The organism is Paenibacillus baimaensis (assembly GCF_025567575.1).
In genome coordinates this window covers 232296-249907 of the sequence record NZ_JAOQIO010000107.1, presented here as the reverse complement: position 1 = coordinate 249907, position 17612 = coordinate 232296, and the positions used below count along the sequence as shown (strand labels likewise).

General features: G+C 45.5%; 20 protein-coding genes. 12 read left to right on the top strand and 8 right to left on the bottom strand.

Annotation, left to right across the window (positions count from 1 at the left end; all coding sequences use genetic code 11):
- Positions 1–64: 64 nt before the first annotated feature.
- Entirely contained in the window at positions 65–544 is a 480-nt protein-coding gene (locus OB236_RS31950) for a DUF456 domain-containing protein (RefSeq protein ID WP_076232402.1), read from the top strand.
- A gap of 66 nt (positions 545–610) precedes the next feature.
- Positions 611–2296: a putative polysaccharide biosynthesis protein gene (locus tag OB236_RS31945; protein WP_262687627.1), complete on the top strand. Its 1686-nt coding sequence runs from the start codon at positions 611–613 to the stop codon at positions 2294–2296.
- A gap of 108 nt (positions 2297–2404) precedes the next feature.
- On the opposite strand, the gene OB236_RS31940 is transcribed toward OB236_RS31945, so the two are convergent.
- A complete protein-coding gene (locus OB236_RS31940; RefSeq protein WP_076232397.1) occupies positions 2405–2839 on the bottom strand; it encodes a small multi-drug export protein in 435 nt (144 codons plus the stop codon).
- Positions 2840–3132: 293 nt separating this feature from the next.
- Here OB236_RS31940 and OB236_RS31935 point away from each other — a divergent pair, with 293 nt between their 5' ends.
- Positions 3133–4281, top strand: coding sequence for a Gfo/Idh/MocA family protein (locus tag OB236_RS31935; protein WP_262687608.1), 1149 nt, complete (start codon positions 3133–3135; stop codon positions 4279–4281).
- A 172-nt stretch (positions 4282–4453) separates the two neighbouring features.
- On the opposite strand, the gene OB236_RS31930 is transcribed toward OB236_RS31935, so the two are convergent.
- Together OB236_RS31930 and OB236_RS31925 are read right to left on the bottom strand one after the other, a co-directional pair.
- Positions 4454–5914 carry a PstS family phosphate ABC transporter substrate-binding protein gene (locus OB236_RS31930; protein WP_262687607.1) on the bottom strand — a complete coding sequence of 487 codons (1461 nt, stop codon included), beginning with the start codon at positions 5912–5914 and terminating at the stop codon, positions 4454–4456.
- Positions 5915–6005: 91 nt separating this feature from the next.
- Positions 6006–6464: an ester cyclase gene (locus OB236_RS31925; RefSeq protein WP_262687606.1), complete on the bottom strand. Its 459-nt coding sequence runs from the start codon at positions 6462–6464 to the stop codon at positions 6006–6008.
- 137 nt (positions 6465–6601) lie between these two features.
- Between OB236_RS31925 and OB236_RS31920 the strand changes: the two genes are divergently transcribed.
- Positions 6602–7075, top strand: a complete 474-nt coding sequence (locus OB236_RS31920) for a MarR family winged helix-turn-helix transcriptional regulator (protein ID WP_408638537.1) — start codon at positions 6602–6604, stop codon at positions 7073–7075.
- A gap of 83 nt (positions 7076–7158) precedes the next feature.
- The gene (locus tag OB236_RS31915; RefSeq protein ID WP_262687605.1) at positions 7159–8745 is read left to right on the top strand and encodes a copper amine oxidase N-terminal domain-containing protein; all 1587 of its coding nucleotides are present in this window, start codon (positions 7159–7161) and stop codon (positions 8743–8745) included.
- A gap of 101 nt (positions 8746–8846) precedes the next feature.
- Here the strand turns inward: OB236_RS31915 and OB236_RS31910 are convergent, their stop codons facing one another.
- Positions 8847–9050: a ribbon-helix-helix domain-containing protein gene (locus OB236_RS31910; protein ID WP_076232390.1), complete on the bottom strand. Its 204-nt coding sequence runs from the start codon at positions 9048–9050 to the stop codon at positions 8847–8849.
- Positions 9051–9062: 12 nt separating this feature from the next.
- On the bottom strand, positions 9063–9905 hold the full coding sequence (locus OB236_RS31905) for an SPFH domain-containing protein (RefSeq protein ID WP_262687604.1): 843 nt from the start codon (positions 9903–9905) through the stop codon (positions 9063–9065).
- 189 nt (positions 9906–10094) lie between these two features.
- Here OB236_RS31905 and OB236_RS31900 point away from each other — a divergent pair, with 189 nt between their 5' ends.
- The 4 genes from OB236_RS31900 to OB236_RS31885 all read left to right on the top strand — a co-directional run bounded on the left by OB236_RS31900 (position 10095) and on the right by OB236_RS31885 (position 13436).
- Positions 10095–10439, top strand: a complete 345-nt coding sequence (locus OB236_RS31900; RefSeq protein ID WP_076232388.1) for a thioredoxin family protein — start codon at positions 10095–10097, stop codon at positions 10437–10439.
- 201 nt (positions 10440–10640) lie between these two features.
- Positions 10641–11573, top strand: coding sequence for a COX15/CtaA family protein (locus tag OB236_RS31895; protein WP_076232387.1), 933 nt, complete (start codon positions 10641–10643; stop codon positions 11571–11573).
- Between the two features lie 276 nt (positions 11574–11849).
- The gene (locus OB236_RS31890) at positions 11850–12575 is read left to right on the top strand and encodes a Cthe_2314 family HEPN domain-containing protein (RefSeq protein WP_262687602.1); all 726 of its coding nucleotides are present in this window, start codon (positions 11850–11852) and stop codon (positions 12573–12575) included.
- A 78-nt stretch (positions 12576–12653) separates the two neighbouring features.
- Positions 12654–13436: an SDR family oxidoreductase gene (locus tag OB236_RS31885; protein ID WP_076232384.1), complete on the top strand. Its 783-nt coding sequence runs from the start codon at positions 12654–12656 to the stop codon at positions 13434–13436.
- 125 nt (positions 13437–13561) lie between these two features.
- Here the strand turns inward: OB236_RS31885 and OB236_RS31880 are convergent, their stop codons facing one another.
- Complete coding sequence (locus OB236_RS31880; protein ID WP_076232383.1) at positions 13562–13807, bottom strand: NifU family protein; 246 nt, start codon at positions 13805–13807, stop codon at positions 13562–13564.
- A gap of 82 nt (positions 13808–13889) precedes the next feature.
- Here OB236_RS31880 and OB236_RS31875 point away from each other — a divergent pair, with 82 nt between their 5' ends.
- A complete protein-coding gene (locus OB236_RS31875) occupies positions 13890–14144 on the top strand; it encodes a YuzB family protein (protein ID WP_076232381.1) in 255 nt (84 codons plus the stop codon).
- A gap of 3 nt (positions 14145–14147) precedes the next feature.
- Here the strand turns inward: OB236_RS31875 and OB236_RS31870 are convergent, their stop codons facing one another.
- Together OB236_RS31870 and mqnE are read right to left on the bottom strand one after the other, a co-directional pair.
- The gene (locus tag OB236_RS31870; protein ID WP_262687601.1) at positions 14148–15209 is read right to left on the bottom strand and encodes an NAD(P)/FAD-dependent oxidoreductase; all 1062 of its coding nucleotides are present in this window, start codon (positions 15207–15209) and stop codon (positions 14148–14150) included.
- Between the two features lie 78 nt (positions 15210–15287).
- The gene (mqnE, locus tag OB236_RS31865; RefSeq protein ID WP_076232377.1) at positions 15288–16391 is read right to left on the bottom strand and encodes an aminofutalosine synthase MqnE; all 1104 of its coding nucleotides are present in this window, start codon (positions 16389–16391) and stop codon (positions 15288–15290) included.
- Between the two features lie 242 nt (positions 16392–16633).
- Between mqnE and OB236_RS31860 the strand changes: the two genes are divergently transcribed.
- Positions 16634–16837, top strand: a complete 204-nt coding sequence (locus tag OB236_RS31860) for an aspartyl-phosphate phosphatase Spo0E family protein (RefSeq protein WP_076232375.1) — start codon at positions 16634–16636, stop codon at positions 16835–16837.
- 147 nt (positions 16838–16984) lie between these two features.
- A complete protein-coding gene (locus tag OB236_RS31855; protein ID WP_177237581.1) occupies positions 16985–17356 on the top strand; it encodes a HesB/IscA family protein in 372 nt (123 codons plus the stop codon).
- The last annotated feature ends 256 nt before the right edge of the window (positions 17357–17612 follow it).

Genomic DNA, 17612 nt, shown 5'->3' with positions numbered 1-17612 from the left:
GCGGGACTCAACGGAGTTCTTAGTTATGCTTACCAAGTAAGTAACTCTCAGGAGGTTTCCACCCATGCTCATAACGGCTTGGATTATAGTCATTCTCTTGTTTATAATCGGCATGATCGGGGCCGTTTATCCAATTTTTCCGGGAGCGGTAGCGATTTTTGCAGCATTTTTTGTGTATGGCTGGATGGTCAGCTTTGAGCCCTTCGGTATTTGGTTTTGGGTGATTCAATCGACGATTTTCGTGGGCTTGATTGTGGCAGATTATGCGGTCAGCGCGCTCGGGGTGAAGAGGTTTGGCGGGAATAAGGCTTCTGTCATCGGGAGTATGATCGGTTTGATTGTGGGTCCGTTTGTCATTCCTATCGTTGGTTTAATCGTGGGTCCGTTTCTCGGGGCCGTTATTGGAGAACTCATCATAGGAACAGAAGCCAAGCAAGCGTTCCGGGCAGGCCTTGGCGCATTGATCGGATTGCTTTCAAGTGTTGTGGTGAAATTGGTTTTGCAGGCTTTAATGATTGTGTTATTTTTTATTTGGGTGCTGTAAGGATAAGTTCACGCCTGGTTCGGCAGGCGGTCGAGTATACAGGCAATCAGGCAGGGAGTAGGGAATATCGTGGCAAAGGATTCACTGGTAAAAGGAACAATCATCTTAACCGTGGCAGCGCTCGTTGCAAGAGCACTTGGTGTTGTTCAAAGGGTTCCGCTAATTGTTTTATTGGGTGACATCGGGATGGCGAGCTATGGAGTCGCCTTTAACATCTACTCGATGCTGCTGGTTGTTGCGACAGCCGGTATTCCAAGTGCGCTCAGCAAAATGATTTCAGAACGCACGGAGCTTGGACTTTATGCAGAAGCAGGTCGCATTTATCGTGCTGCCATAGCGTTCGCTGTAGGGGCGGGAGTCGTCATGACTATTTTCCTCTACGTTTTTGCGCCTTATTACGCTAACATGACATTGAATCCGCAGGCAGCGCTGCCGATTCGTACATTAGCGCCTGCGCTGCTGCTGTTTCCGTTAATTGCCATTATGCGCGGTTATTTTCAAGGTAGACGGATGATGATGCCCAATGGCTTATCACAAATTGTGGAGCAAATATTCCGTGTCGCTGCATCAGTCCTGCTGGCTTACTTATTGCTCGCGCATAGCTTGGATTGGGCAGTTGCAGGTGCTTCATTCGGAGGAGTAGTCGGTAGTCTGGCGGCGGCAGCGGTCATGATTTATTATGCGCTTAGGCTGCGTCGCAATGATCGTTCAGAAGGCTTGGGGGGATCGGAGCAAGCAGGTGCCCCTCGGTTGGAGACAAAGACAGCTTCAATTCCACTTGCGTTCAAAACGATTTACGCACAGCTGTTCAAGCTATCGATTCCCATTGTCATTTTCTCCTTAACCGTTACTTTGGTGTATACGATTGATTCCTCGATTGTGACCTTGCTCTTGAAGGATCAGATCGGAGAAGCCAGTGCACAGGAGATACTTGGTGTGTTGGTAGGACGTGCTCAATCGCTGGCGGGTATTCCTATCATTTTGGCGATAGCGCTCAGTCAGTCGGTGGTGCCGATCATTTCTTCCGCTTATTCCAAAAAAGATATGGTACAGGTAGGCGAGCAGACGGGTAAGGTGATGCAGCTTTCGATTTTAAGCGGTTTACCGATGGTGCTTGTTATTTGCTTGGCAGCAGGTCCCTTAAACGGATTTATTTTTGGCAATTTAAAGCATTCGGCTATTGTTGATACGTATGCGGCACCGATGATCATCGTATTAACGATCAGCTCGATTTTTCAGATTGTGATGCAAACCTCGGGTGCTGTATTGATGGGGATGGGTAAAATGCGTCCTCTCGTACTACACGTAATAGCAGGTATTGCCATCAAGCTGGTGGCCAGCTTGGCGCTTGCGCCTTGGCTTGGAATTTATGGAATTATAGCGGCTACTTGTCTTTGCTTTATGGCGATGACCGTGCTCAATTTGTGGGTGCTTCGCAAAGAAGTTTCCTTCCTTATTCTGGGTGCTCGCCGCTGGTTGGCTGTGGCGGTGACGACGGTACTGATCGTGCTCATTGGTATTGGCCTGAGTAGTGTTGTTCATGCTTATATCGGGCCTTACAGTCAGCCTCGTCTGGCTCCCTTTATTCAGGCCGTTATCTTGTGTGCAGTTACGGCGGGGGCCTATCCTGTATTACTGATGTTAACTAAAACAGTAAGTGTATCGGATTTGCACCAAATGCCGCGTCCTATTCAACGTCTGGTAGGTCGGGTGGCCCCAAAGCTGATGAATAGAAGCAGCAGTAAGCACTGACTCCGCGTCGGTGCTTTTTTCTTTGATAACAAAAAAAAGGAACCTGTTGTGGGAATAAGTTCCTTCATAATGGTCAGCTTTCAGCACGATGTAATCAGCCGCGACTGTTTATTCTGGCATAATCAGCATCAAGCCATAGGCCGCAGCAGTTGTCAGTACAGCACTCCAGAACACAATGCCTACTCCCATCCATAGCAGCAGTTTACGAGGCTCGGCATTGAAAGAGATCCCGATAGCAGCTCCGAGCGGAGAGCCTGTGAGGAGGGGCGATAAGAAACCGAGACCGATAATACCATAACGATTCCAGATACGGCCCATGCGGCTGTTTTTTCCATTTTTGTTTTTTTGAAATCGCCGTATCAACCATTCCCGCAATGAACTCCCAAAGAAAATAATGATCAGCGCGCTGAGCCATGATCCGAGTCCGCTTAATATGCCTGTTGTGACGGGATGGAGCTGTAGAGTAAATCCTAATGGAATTGCCAGCCATAGCTCAAACATGCCGGAACCCAGGACAGAAATCCACGAAAAAATATGATTCACAAAGCTCACTCACCTTCCCAAGTCAATTTGATTTTGTTTCTCCTACCAATACATACGTACAAGCTATCGTTTGGTCTCGTATGATTCCCTTGTATTGGACAGTTAATTTTAGCAGATCATATGACGATTTGCACGAAAATGGACCAACCTTGCCGGATTAACCGTTAGATCTATAGGCAGCCATCTGCTTCTTTTGAGTCAAAATGGCTCAAAATGGACAAATAATATAGTAGCGAGCTTTACATGACCGGTTTGTTACAAACCTAATGGATTCATAGGAAGGGATGGTTGATATGGGTGATCAACAAATAAGAATCGGATTGGTTGGATATAAATTTATGGGAAAAGCACATAGTCATGCTTATCGTGACCTGCCGTTTTTTTTCGATCTGCCGGCCGTCCCTGTGATGCAGGCGATCTCTGGCCGGGATGAGGATGGCGTAAACGCGGCGGCTGAGAAGCTGGGCTGGGCTTCTCATGAAAATGATTGGCGAGCCCTGATTCAGCGAGATGATATTGATGTCATCGATATCGTCACGCCGAACCATTCACATGCAGAAATCGCGATTGCTGCATTGGAAGCAGGGAAACATGTATTGTGCGAGAAGCCGCTGGCGATTAGTGTAGATGAGGCCAAACGTATGCTGGCAGCTGCTCGCAAATCGGGTAAGGTCCATATGATTTGTCATAATTATCGCTTCTCTCCCGCTGTACAATTTGCCAAGAAGCTCATTCGTGAAGGGCGTCTCGGTCGTATTTACCACTTTCGAGGCCTGTATTTACAGGATTGGCTTATAGACCCCGACAGCCCGCTTGAATGGCGGATGCGCAAGGAGGAGAGTGGATCTGGCAGTCATGGTGATTTGGCCTCGCATATGATTGATCTGGCGCGTTTTCTTGTTGGAGACATCGACGAGGTAGTAGGCACAATGGAAACCTTTATCAGCGCACGCCCGCTGCCTGAACAGGAAGCCCCGGAGAAAACAACGGAGATGGGTGAGGTTGATGTCGATGATGCATCCGTATTTATTGCCCGCTTTAAGAATGGGGCGATCGGTACATTTGAGGCTACCCGTTTTGCAGGCGGTAACCGCAACGGCAATCGTTTTGAAATAAATGGTGAACGCGGCTCCATACGCTGGGATTTGGAAAGCATGAACGTACTGGAAGTATATTTAAAGGATGATGAGCCGGGTCTGCAGGGCTTTCGAACGATCACCTGTACGGAAACCGAGCATCCTTATGGGAACATTTATTGGGCACCCGGCCATAATATCGGCTATGAGCATACCTTTTTAGGCTTGATACGTGAGTTTTTGAATGGTATTGCCACAGGTCGCTGTCCACAACCGAGCTTTGCCGATGGGCTTCAGAATCAAATGGTGCTAGAGGCCGTCGAGAAATCAAGCCGCAGCCGACAGTGGGTATCTGTAGACGGTTAATGCGCCATTCTCGTGATGGGAACGAAGAAGCTCTCCGATTGACTATCATAAGGAAGCCTCCAAATCCACTGTCATAGTGGGGCCGGAGGCTTCCTTAGCTTACATAAGGTGGGGAGTGAGATGCGGAGTTGACCTTTCGCTCACTGCTTCATATGCTCTGTCGATTGCTTGGTCACTGGATCGGTACAAATCCACTCTTTTCGATAGCGGCAGCTCCTTTGGCACTTAGAAGCCAGCTGAGCATACGTGAGGTTGGCTCATCCTGAGGCTCTTCATCGCGGGTGACGGCATAGAGGACTGCCGTTAACGGATAGCTGCCATTGCGTATGTTGTCCTTATTGCTTTCAACGCCATTGAGCTTCACAAACTTCACTCCTTGCCGGCGGTGCATTTCATTAGCGTAATAATAAAATGAGTACCCAATCGCATTGTTGGCATTCGTATATTCAGCTACCTTATCAATCATGCCGCCCATTCCGGTAATTTTGTGTTCCCTTGCCGCTGTCATTAAGGAATGACCCTTCATCACCTTGGTTTCCATATAGGTTTGGCTTCCTGAGTTGGGCTCTCTCTGAAAAGAGGTGATGGCCTCGTCGTTCCCGCCAACCTCCTGCCAATTATGAATGGTTCCCGCATAAATGGCTTGAATTTGCTGGATCGTAAGCGACTCGATGGGGTTGTTGTGATGGACGAGAAAAATAAAAGCATCTTTACCGATAGGAGTCAGCTTCAAAACCACTCCGCTCTCCTTGGCCAGCAGTTGCTCCTCATCCGAGGGTCCCGCTACCAGAATAAGGTCGGCTTTTTTGCTAATCAGATTGACGTATGCATAGTGGGTTGTGCTGAAGCTGACGGCACGTTCGGCTTTTGGACGATTCATTCCTTCAAGCTGATGTGCCAGCTCTTGTCCAAGGTGGATAGCGGCTGTTGCTCCATCTACTTTGGGGTAAGACTGAGGTGTGAACTCGGCAGAGCTTGGGATAAATAAGGAAACTCCGAAACAGAGCGTCATACAGCAAGGAATGGCGATGATGGAGATCAAGGTGTTGAGCCGGGACCAAGACCATGAAGAAGTGATGGAATAAAGCGACGTACCCAATATACCGCATAGAGTAGGCAGAAAGGACGCGGATAATCCGATAAAGGGCATCCAGCCATCGGGTACGTAATGTCGGATATAGTCAAAGCCAGGGGTTGCCCACGATACATAAATAAGATAAATGAACCAGGTGTTTCCTTCAAAGCCATCCATCGGAGAACTGCCCAGGTAGCAGGAGTACCACAAATACACACCTACAATGAGTACCGGAAGCGAAGCAAAGGCAAGCCATCGAACGGATTCCTTGTTGACAGCAGCGAGAAACAGCCCATAGCTGACGAATGCAGCTGCAACTAACGAGAGGATCGCCCCAAGAAGAACAGCCAGACTACCATCGCTCAAATTATCTGTTTGCAGCCAAGAGGCAACCGAAGATTCAGTGAATACAAGGGTTCCAATGGTTGCAACGAGATAAAGAACAAACGTTATGCTTCCCCAGCCCAGCAATGAGAAGATGATGAGCGTCCAGTCTAATGCACGTGATTGAACAGATTGTTTATTGTCCTCGGAAGTGGAGTGATCAGTTGGAATCATGAGATCGGACCTCTTTTCTATACAAATACGAATCATATCATGATGTTCAACTTATTCCACTTACGAAGGTCATTTCCTGCACTTGGATGATCTAATCCTTTTTGATTTTACAAGCATTATCAAAGCTGAGCTGGGCACCAATTTGCCGCAAAAGCGCTGCTGTATCGAATAAAGCCCAATGTTCCGCGATTTGACCATCTCTGATTACATATTCCCGATAAATAGTCGCTTCGATCCGATTACCGGTAGGTGCAGTTCCTCGGAATTCTCCCAGATGTGTGCCACGCATAATCATCCGTACCATAACCTTATTCCCTTGCGCAATAATCTCATTAATGGTGCTGTATTGATCCGGAAAAGCGGTATTCAGCACAATAGCCATCTGTTTAAGGCCATCCACGGTGTGCGGTTGATAGGCGTGATCGATATAATCTGCGGTCAATACACTCTCGATACAGTCAAGCTTCTGTTGATTCCAAAAGGCTTCGATAAAATCCCGTACAAGCTCGATATTGGCTTGTTCCTTCGTGTTGGGTGCTGCGGTTGTCATAAAATAACCTCCTTATTGTGACCAAAGCTCTATCTGATCGGGCTCAGTCCATATAGTCAATTAAATTGACTAATATTTATGTTATAATAGTTTGGAAATATTGTCAATCTAATTGACTATCTAGGGAGGCTCTACCGATGATGAATCAACCGTCCGGAAGCTATGAGTTAACGATCCTGCTTGGGCTGTCATTCAGCGCTATAACGGATGATCTGCATAGACAATTGGCCAAAAAAGGCTTTGATGATGTGCGTCCTGTTCACGGGTTTTTGTTTCAACGAATTGCAGCCAAGGGAGCTACTGGCAACGAAATCGCGGAGCATTTGGGTGTTACCAAGCAAGCCGCGAGTCAAATGATCGATTATTTGGAGCAGCATGATTATATTGAACGCAAGCCGCATCCGCTCGACGGCAGGGGGAAGCTTGTTATACTCACTGAACGAGGTTGGTCATGTATCCAGACTACGGAAGAGATTTTTATAAGCATTGAGCAGCGATATGCGGATATTGTGGGAGAGGAAAGAATGAATATGCTTAAGGCGGATTTGCGCAGCTTGGTCCATACCATCAGTGATGAGAGCAGTCCACTGAGGTTTCGTCCGGTATGGTAATTACCCCAGAAAAAGGAGTTTTCGCAGTGCATGTCGAATTGGTACCAGATGCCATAACAAATCTATTATGACGGAGGTACAGAATGAACAACAGAAAACCACACTCATGGATCGCGCTGCTGCTGGTTGCAGCACTGATTATGCTGACAGGTTGCCAGTCCGTAGATGGTCTGGATTTAAACAAGGTCATGAAAAATTCGTATAGTATCCAATCTGCCGAAAGCAAACAAACGATTGCGTTGGAGATTACTCCAAATCCCGCTGCAGAGACAATGACTGAAGAAGATAAAAAAGCATTTGAGCTGTTCAGTAACGTGCAATTGACGATTTCCGAAGCCATACAACAGGATTATACCCATATTTCCATTAAAGGTGTATTTGAATACAACAAGGGAAAAATACCGTTTCAACTGACAATATCTGACCAGGATTATACGATTTTGGTGGAGGGTGCCAAAAAACCGATTGTTATTCACAACAACGGAGCCCTGCAAGAACTGCAGGCACAACAAGGTTTATCCAAGGAAATGGAGCAGTTGATCAAGCAGACCTATCAAAAAATATATGCTTGGTATCCGTCCTTTGGGGGCTATTTAGCCGGGCTTATCCCGAATGTGAACAAAATTTCTGTATCGAGCGCTAGTGAGATGGTCGGTACTGAGGGCTTGAAAGGTAAAAATATCCATGTAGAGCTCAAAGGAAGCGAACTCATTGAGCTTACCCGATCGTTTCTGAAAAATTTGCTGGCTGACGACAAGGGTTTAAAAGAAATGCTGGGTCAAATCTATGATATCTTTGTTCCGATTGTGCAACAAGTCATGAAGGAAAATCAGGATGCAAGCGGCTCTTACAGTGATATGATTTCACCTTATTTGAACAATAAAACATTGGCTGTAGAGCTCGCCTACACGTATATTACGAGCAATTTGAAACAAACCATAGAATACTATGATACGTATGTCAAAGAGCTATCCGAATCGTATTCGGGTGAAGCGTTAAAGGTATTACTGAGTGATAAGTTTTCCGTGAAGACGGACGTGTTTGTCGATGGTGATTTGATGCCGCGTAAGTCATCAACCGAGGTACTAGTCAACATGCCTGATGACAATACAACAGCAGTAAAATCGGTAAAGCTGACCACCACAGCCCAGACCTGGAACATCAACAAGCCGGTTAAAGCAGCTGTAATTGATACAAGCGCAGGACAAATTGAAATGAATTCATTTAACAAGCCCAACCAGCTTCTGGCTGCCTTGGACCCGAAATCATCCTTATATGAATTATTAAAATATGATCTGCATATTACCAAAAAAGATATTAACCTGTTGATGGATAATTACAGCGGCTTCGACGATACGACCAAACCATTTTATCGTAATGGCGTTATTATGGTTCCTGCCCGTTTTGTCGTCGAGGAGCTGGATGCTGAAGTCAACTGGAATGCTGCCAATCAACAAGTTACGGTAACAGATCCCTCTAATGGAGTAGTCATTAAGCTGAATGTTGGCAGCAAGCAGGCAACTGTGAATGGCTTAATCAAGCCGCTTGAAGTCGAGGCAGAGCTTAAGGATGGGACAACTTACGTACCTGTTCGATTTATTGCCGAAAGCTTGGGTGCCACTGTGAAATGGAATTCAGATATGCAGATGGTTACGATTAGCCGCGAATAGTACTCACTGACTCATCTTGCTTCTTTTCCCATAAGCAGCAGCAAAAAGCCTGATTCTGCCGGATCAGGCTCTTTGCTGCTGCTTTATATGTGCATATATCCCTACTCTTCTTGCTGAGAAGCCTCTGGCTTTTCCTTGGGAACTGATGCTTTGGGACCGGGTAATCTACCTGCACGAGCTACCGCCTCACGAAGCAAAAATTCAAGATGTCCGTTCACACTTCGCAATTCGTCATCAGCCCAACGTTCAAGTGCCTCATACAGCTTGGGATCTATACGCAGGGCAAAGCTTTTTTTGGAAGCCATCAGATGGGTCCTCTAGTACAAGCTGCTTGTATTAATAATAGGACTCGCAGAGCGGTCGGATACAATCGCGACCAGCAGATTATTGATCATCGCAGCTTTTCGTTCTTCATCCAGATGGATCGTGCCATCCTGTTCGATTTGAGCGATTGCCATTTGGACCATGCCGACGGCACCTTCCACAATCATGGTACGCGCTGAGATGATGGCCGATGCCTGCTGCCGCTGCAGCATGGCGCTTGCGATTTCAGTCGAATAAGCCAGATGTGTCAGCCGTGCTTCCATTACCTCAACGCCAGCCAGCGACAACCGTTCCTGCAGCTCTCGTCCGAGCTCTCTCGAGATTTCCTCCGAATTGCCGCGAAGCGAAAATCCAGTGTCATGAAACAAATCATACGGATATTTGCTAGCAACGTGCCTCAATGCAGTTTCACTTTGGATTTCAACAAACTGCTCATACTTGTCAACATCATACATCGCTTTGGCTGAATCGATCACACGAAATACAACGACAGCAGCAATCTCAATCGGATTACCTTCAATATCATTGACCTTCAGCTTGATGCTATTAAAATTGCGAACCCGTAATGAAACCTGTTTGCGCATAGAAAAGGGGAGAGTCAGCGACATGCCATTATCACGGATCGTTCCCACGTACCTGCCGAAGAAAGTGACGACGAGGGCTTGATTGGGTTGAACAATAGTCATACCCGACAAAAGGATGACCGAGATCACAAGTGAAACAATACCTAACATTACATACGTATTAATCAGCAATACAATACCAAGACCGACAAATATGGCAATTAACAGCAATCCAAGAAACCCGTTTTGTACCCACGCTTTATACTCTTTCATAGTATCACTCCTTAAAAGTTAATTAGTTATGCATTCATTTTCATATCATAATGATATCACTTATTCTAATAAATGTAAAACGTATGACAAAATTTTCATGAATCGATCGAGCCTTGACAGATAAAAAACATCATGCTATAACTAATAAAAGCTTTTTCTTAAAGCTTCATTCAGAAGGTGGTGGATGTTATGGAGCAAGTGAAATCAGAAGCGATTTTTCAACAAATTATAGATGGTGACAAGCCAACCATTGCAGTATTTAAAGCAACCTGGTGCAAGGACTGTCATTACATTGAGCCTTTTATGCCATCGATCGAAGAACAATATGGAGACCGATTGAATTTTATCGAATTAGACCGGGATGAAGTTCCAGATTTATGTGAGCAGCTTAACATTTTGGGGATTCCAAGCTTTATCGCTTTCCGTAATGGTCAGGAGCTTGTTCGTTTTGTGAGTAAGCTGCGTAAAACAAGAGAAGAAATTGAGCAGTTTTTGGACCGTGCTGTAGAAGTAGCTACTGCTCTCAATAAATAAACCCGTTTCTGATGACGGATTAGAGCCGATTGCTTTCAGGGAAATACATCCTGGAAACAATCGGCTTTTTAGTTTCAATGCTTTGTAACAATTCCGCATGGATTTGGCTCCCTTTTATCGATATAATGATACATGAGCGAACGACTTGTCATGTCCTTGACGTATCCTGTCGAAGCTCAGAAAAGTAGGTGATATCAGCATATGAATCAGCAAAAATGGCTTAAGTATTTTTCATTTGCCAGCATGTACGGCATGTTTTTGATTCTCGTTATGGGCGCGCTTGTAACGAAAACGGAATCCGGTCGTGGGTGTGGAGACGATTGGCCGCTATGCAACGGAAAATTTGTTCCAGCGTATACGATTGAGTCGATTATCGAATACAGCCATCGATTTGTAGTGGGTGTAGTGGGGATTGTTTTGCTCATAGCGACCATTCTTGTTTTTGTTTGGTGTAAAAGAAAAGATGCGAAGATTTTCGTGTCAGGAGCGATGTTTTTTACAATACTACAGGCTGTGCTGGGGGCTCTGGCTGTCATTTGGCCGCAATCCTCATCGGTTTTGGCGCTGCATTTTGGATTTTCTTTAATGGCATTTGCATTTACTTTGCTGCTTTCCTTGGTTTTTACCCGCTTCGGAAGCATGCTGTCGGGTTCGACCGTTTCCATTACCGCTGGTCTTCGATGGGGCATTTTCCTGATTACCATTTACAGCTATGCAGTCGTATATCTGGGTGCATTCGTGCGGCATACCCAATCCTCAGGTGGATGCATTGGATGGCCGTTATGCAATGGGAGCATCATTCCCGATATGATTGGCCCGACCCGAATCGTGTTTGCCCACCGCATGGGTGCTGCGGCCTTGTTCATTCTTCTGTTGTGGTTGTTCCTAGCGATACGTTCTCAAACACGTTCTCAGGACAATATATATCAATCCGCCAAGTGGGCGCTGATTCTCGTGATTTTACAAATATTCAGCGGTGCTTTTGTGACCTTGTCCATTGGATACGATGTGTATTTGATCGCGAGCCTGCTGCACGCGGTGCTGGTCTCCGCTTTGTTCGGGATATTGTGTTACTTATGTGTACTCGCCTTTTTGGCCAAAAAGCAGAACGGACAGGCTTACAAAGCTCGATAGCTGCGTAAGCCTGCTGGTTTTTTCATATGATCGCAGGATGAACGTAAATCTCAGTAAGTCCAAAACGCATCTGGACTTATGAGATGGTTTGGAAGCGCTACAAAAACAAGATGGCGATAAGATGCAAAGTCTTATATAAAAACTGCATCGACATACACAGAAGATTAAGATAATGGGTATCCTATTGTGAGGACTTGCCTGCGCCGGAAGATGGACTATCACTCTGTTGCATGAATACCGATGTTTAGGAATATAGAAGGGAAGTGAGTTCTTTATATGCTTAGAGCGATGTTCGGTGAACCGGTACGTGAGGATACAGGTCTTATTGCCTCAGCGAATCATTCGATTCAGCAATATTTGGCATTATTACATACGATTCCTTTTGCCAAGCGCAACTCTCAGGATCGGCGATATATCATTTGGGGGAACAGCTTTCTGAGCGCGCTTGATGAGCTGGAGCAAAGTCAGTATGCGGCAATCCGCTACAGCGAGCACATTTCGAAGACCTATATAGATGATATGGGTGCTGAAGAGCTGATTCATTATCGCCGGTATTTGTATTTTTACCGAAACGCTATCATTCGAATATTTGCCATTCTGGATAAGCTGGGTCACTTTATGAATGAACGGTTCAGGCTCAAAACCGAGGAGGTCAAATCCCGGTTTTCCTACTTTACCGTGCTTCGCAATATGCATCAGAACCATCTGTATGTCGAGCTTGAAAAGCAGCTGTATGATCTGAAAGAATCGTCCAGAAAACCCGTGGATCGTCTGCGCAACGAGCGTAACATGGAAATTCATACAATTAACGCCGATTTGCTGGATGATTTGCTGCAGGCAGCCGAGGCAGAGCAACTGCAAGACGAACGGATGAAGGCGGAAAATATATCCGAGCGTCTGTTGGACCTGGCAGTCGGATGTGAAATGGTATTTGTTGCTGTTCGTACCACCTTTGATTATATTGGCAAGTTGTCGGAGTCAACCGGGCGTTATGAAGCCTGACGGATTGACCTTGAATCAGTTGTTAGCTTCCTCTATACTTTAAAGATATATGAGCAAGTGAGGAGAGGACATTCGAACATGATCGAACAACGGAAAGTCGCGCTTATAACAGGCAGTGCCAAAGGTTTAGGCAAAATGACTGCACTCCGACTCGCCGATTCCGGCTGCGATATTATTATCAATTATGTTCATAGCGCTGTTGAGGCGCAGAAGTTATGCGAACGTATACAAGCCAAGGGTGTACGCTGTCTGGCACTCCAGGGTGATGTATCGCGTTATGAGGATTTGCAATATGTGACAGAAACAGCTGTCCAGGAACTGGGTGGCATTGATATATGTATTAATAATGCGGGTCCTTTTGTACGTGAACGTAAGTTCTTTAATGAATACAAGCAAGAAGAGATCCAGTACATAATGAACGGGAATTTGCTCGGTGTCATGCAGCTCGATCATTTGGTGCTTCCTATGATGCGCAGCAAGAAGTGGGGGAGAATCATTCACTTTGGATTCGGGCATGCCTCAGAGGCACGAGGATGGCCTCACAGGGCTGTCTACGCCGCGGCCAAGGTTGGTCTTGTCTCATTCACCAAAACGCTCTCAGTTGAAGAAGCACCCTTTGGGATCACGGTGAATATGATTTGTCCGGGTGACATTCATGGAGACAACAAGGAGAAGCTGATCGCTGATGTGGAGCATGAGATCGATCCGGAATCACCTCGCGGACGTCCGGGTGTTGGGGAAGACATTGCAAGAGTGATTGCCTATCTATGTGAGGAGCGCTCAGATTTTATAACAGGAAATATTATGGACATTTCCGGAGGACTGGATCCGATTCGTGCCAATATCCACAGTATGGAATGAACTGGATGTAGTTAACAGGTAATAATTACAAAAAACCCGAGAGTGCGGAATAGCCATCATATCACAGCTATTCTATGCACTCTACGGGTCTTACACTTCGTCTGTCATGCAGACGTGATGCTCAATTAAAATACTTGTACAACCTCGATAACGCCTTCTACTTCTTCAAGCAGAGCGCGTTCGATACCGGCCTTCAAGGTAATGGTTGAGCTCGGGCAGCTTCCGCACGCCCCCATCAATTTCAGCTTAATGATGCCGCCTTCCACATCAACTAGCTCTACGTCGCCGCCATCGCGCTGCAAAAACGGGCGTAGCTTATCTAAAACCTCCAGTACTTCATCGTACATGGTGCTTTGTGCTTGTTCAGTCATTTGACGTCAACTCCTTTCTAACTATATTATAATACAATTACAGTGAAATTAAAATGGTTAACAGGGCAGGTGACTCATCAACATGAGAGCAATTATAGAATTTTGCAGCAGTAATTTGCATAGCGGTACCGAGCTGGTCATGAAAAAGCTTGAAGAAAGGCCAGACCTGGATGTGATCGAATACGGCTGTCTTGGCAATTGTGGGGAATGCTATACCTTTCCTTACGCACTGGTTAACGGCGAAATCGTCGCCGCTGCTAACGCAGAGGAGCTTGAACAGCAAATAGAAAACAAAATAAAACAGATCGATGAGATGCTCGATCTGTTGGGAGAATAAATCTTAACCGAAGTGGTGCTTGGATAACCAGAGCACTCCACTTTTAAGCGCCCGCGGCACCAGACCGGTAATGGGGCGCTTGCCCATAACACCAAAGCCGGATTTTTTACCTAGGGAACCAAGAACCCCCTTCAGCTTGATGGGACCCAGCTTGGGCTGCTGCTGCTTCCAGCCGGCGCGAATAACTTGTGCAATTTGCTCGCCTTGCGCTTCAGCAGCTTGTCCACTAGGTGAAAAAGGCAATGAGGCACAATCGCCAACAACATAAATGTCCGTGTAATCATGAATTTGATGGTACTCATTGATAATGAGACGGCCTTGGTTATCCTTGGGCAATTGCAGCTGCTGTACAATCGGACTTGGCTGAATACCCGCTGTCCAGATCGTTACATCCGTAAGAATTATTTCCTGCTGATTATACAAATTATTGCCTTCCAGTCGTGACAGGGATACATGAGGGATCAACTCGATCTCATGAGACAGCATCCAGTCGCGAACAAATTCCTGGAGCTTGTCAGGAAAAGCGGATAAAATGCTTGGTCCACGATCCAAAATACGGATGTTCAGGTCGGGTCGGCTTTCACGAAGCTCGGCCGCCATTTCCACACCGCTTAAGCCTCCGCCCACAATTGTGATCTGTCCATATGGATTCGTATCGTTAACCCTTTGATAAGTTTTGCGTGTGCCTGACAAGGTTTGAATACTGTTGGAATATTGCTCGGCGCCAGGTATTTCGTGATATTTATCCACACAGCCAAGTCCGATGATCAGTGTGTCATAGCTCATGGGCTCATCATTTTCAAATATAACCAGCTTCTGAACAGGGTCTACTGAACGAACCTCTCCGTATTTCAGAATCAACCGAGGGTCTACGGGAAATTGGACACGAATCTCCTTATCGGAGAGCGTGCCTGATGCCAAGGCATAATATTCGGTTTTTAAACCTTGGTAAGGCATCCGGTCGATAAGCACGAGCACGGTGTCGGCCGGCAAATCTTTTTCAAGCAGCTGATTAACGATCGTCAGACCGCCGTAGCCTCCACCCAATATAACGATTTTTTTCATAATTGACAAACTCCTTTTTTACAGCCATCCAAATGATTTATATGCAGTGAGTACGTATGATGGGGCAGATGCATTTAACTACTCAAACACTTTGATTTCATTATAAAAAGTATCACGTTCAACAGCGATTCGTCCTGCTCCTTGGACAAGCCATACAAGCTCATCCCGTGTTAATCCTTCCGGTGATAGGGCACCTGCTGCATGACTGATCTTTTCTTTGATAATGGTTCCGTGTACGTCAGAAGCACCAAAGGTAAGAGCAATCTGGGTCAATTGAGTTCCAAGGTTAATAAAATAAGCTTTGATGTGTTGAATATTATCCAGCATCAGACGGCTGATCGCGATTGTTTTCAAATCGTCAAAAGCTGCTACACGGCGCTTGATTCCTGCATTGACACTGGCAGGTTGTACGGAATTCGGGATAAATACCATAAAACCGTTCGTTTCATCCTGAAGCTCACGCAAATAAATCATGTGCTGGATGCGTTCCTCCAACGTTTCGATGGAACCGTAGAGCATGGTCGCATGTGTCTTGAGTCCGATACTATGGGCCACACGCTGGATTTCCAGCCATTGATCCGTAGTCGCTTTACCGACACCCATCTTTTTACGGTATCGTTCGGATAAAATTTCTGCTCCGCCGCCTGTCAAAGTGCTCAAGCCTGCGTCGACCAAAGCCTCAAGCACCTCTTTATAGCTTAACCCACTGATGCGGGAATAAAACTCGATTTCGGCCGCAGTGTGCGCTTTAATTGTAACGTTCGGGTAACGCTGCTTTAATGAGCGTATCGCTTCAAGGTAGTATTCAAATTTAACGTGGGGATTATGACCTTGGGCAATATGGAACTCACGCATGCCGGGATGATAATGCTCATCAATAATGTCAAACATTTGCTCCGCTGTCAGGGTATAGGCACCTTCTTCACCTTCATCGCGGCGGAAATGACAAAAAGCACAGTGGGCCTCACATACATTTGTAAAATAAAGGCTCATGTTTTCAATGAAATACACTTTTTTTCCATTCTTGCGAAGATTGACCTCGTTAGCTAATTGGCCAATGGATAATAAATCGTCAGATTGGTACAAGAACACGCCATCCTCTGCAGACAATCGTTCACCATGCTTGACTTTTTCGGCAATTTCGGCCATTCGTTGATCGGGGTTACTAATAATAATGCTCATGATGCCACCTCCTATAAAAGAATTTGTAGAACCAACTATGGTTAATATTAATTAGGCACGAATGGGTAAGCAATACTGTCTATTATAAACAACCTCATCTTGTGGGGCAATACGCAGTTCGACAAAAAGGGTTGAAAACCCTTATAATGGAATTGTAAGAGGAATTATGTATAATTAAGCCGCTGTTTTTCATGCATACTTTTAAAGCTATAAGTCTATTTAAAAGGGTGGTGCTATAATTGATGCCCCTATACTCGAACGAATTGATGGGAATTTCCATAGAAATCGAACGAATCAGAGCCCAGATGATCAAACTTGTAGAAGAACATGGGTTCATGCACCCGATTGTGCAGCAATGCAGCGGGCAATTGGATTTGTTATTATTGTCTTATTATCAATTGGACAAGCAGTTGAAGCTTAAGGGTCTTGAGGAGTATGCATATTAAGAGTATACTGAAGTAGCAGAGGCTTTATGTAGCGAGTTTTAATGAGCTGAGCTATCTGCGGCATTTGTACACTGACCGAGTCTATATATCCAACTCATTTGGTGCATATGAAGCAAGTACTTCAAAAACTCTTAGGAGGTTATGACCGTGGTAAAAATTAGCGAAACCGCAAGCGATAAAATTAAAGAAATGCTGGCTAGCGAAGAAACGCCAAATCTGTTTCTGCGGCTTGGAGTCAAGTCAGGCGGATGCAGCGGCTATTCTTACGGCATGGGCTTTGATGATAAAGAAAACAGCGATGACAAAGTGTTTGAAATGCATGGTCTGAAAGTAGTTGTGGACGGTGAGAGCGCCAAGTATTTATATGGCGTTGAGATCGATTTTAAAGACAGCGGCATGGGTGGCGGCTTCACCATTGACAATCCGAATGCGGTAGCTTCCTGCGGCTGCGGATCATCATTCAAGCCTGCTGACTATGAAGGAACTCCAGAACCTTGCGATGATAAAGTGGAAGTCTAAGACTTCATCAGATGAAGCCTCCAGTCCTGTAGATGCAAATGCATCCAGAGGATAGGGGGCTTTTTTGTATGCTTATATATACGCGTCAAATTGCTGTAAAACGATTCAAACTATAAGAATGGGGTAAATAAAAATAAAATCATCTTATTATGGGGATAACTTCCAAAACTATCATATAAATTTTACGACAAATTTCGGAGTTAATCACCTGTGTATAACCTTGTCCACATTATCCACTGCGCTATCAGTCACTTTA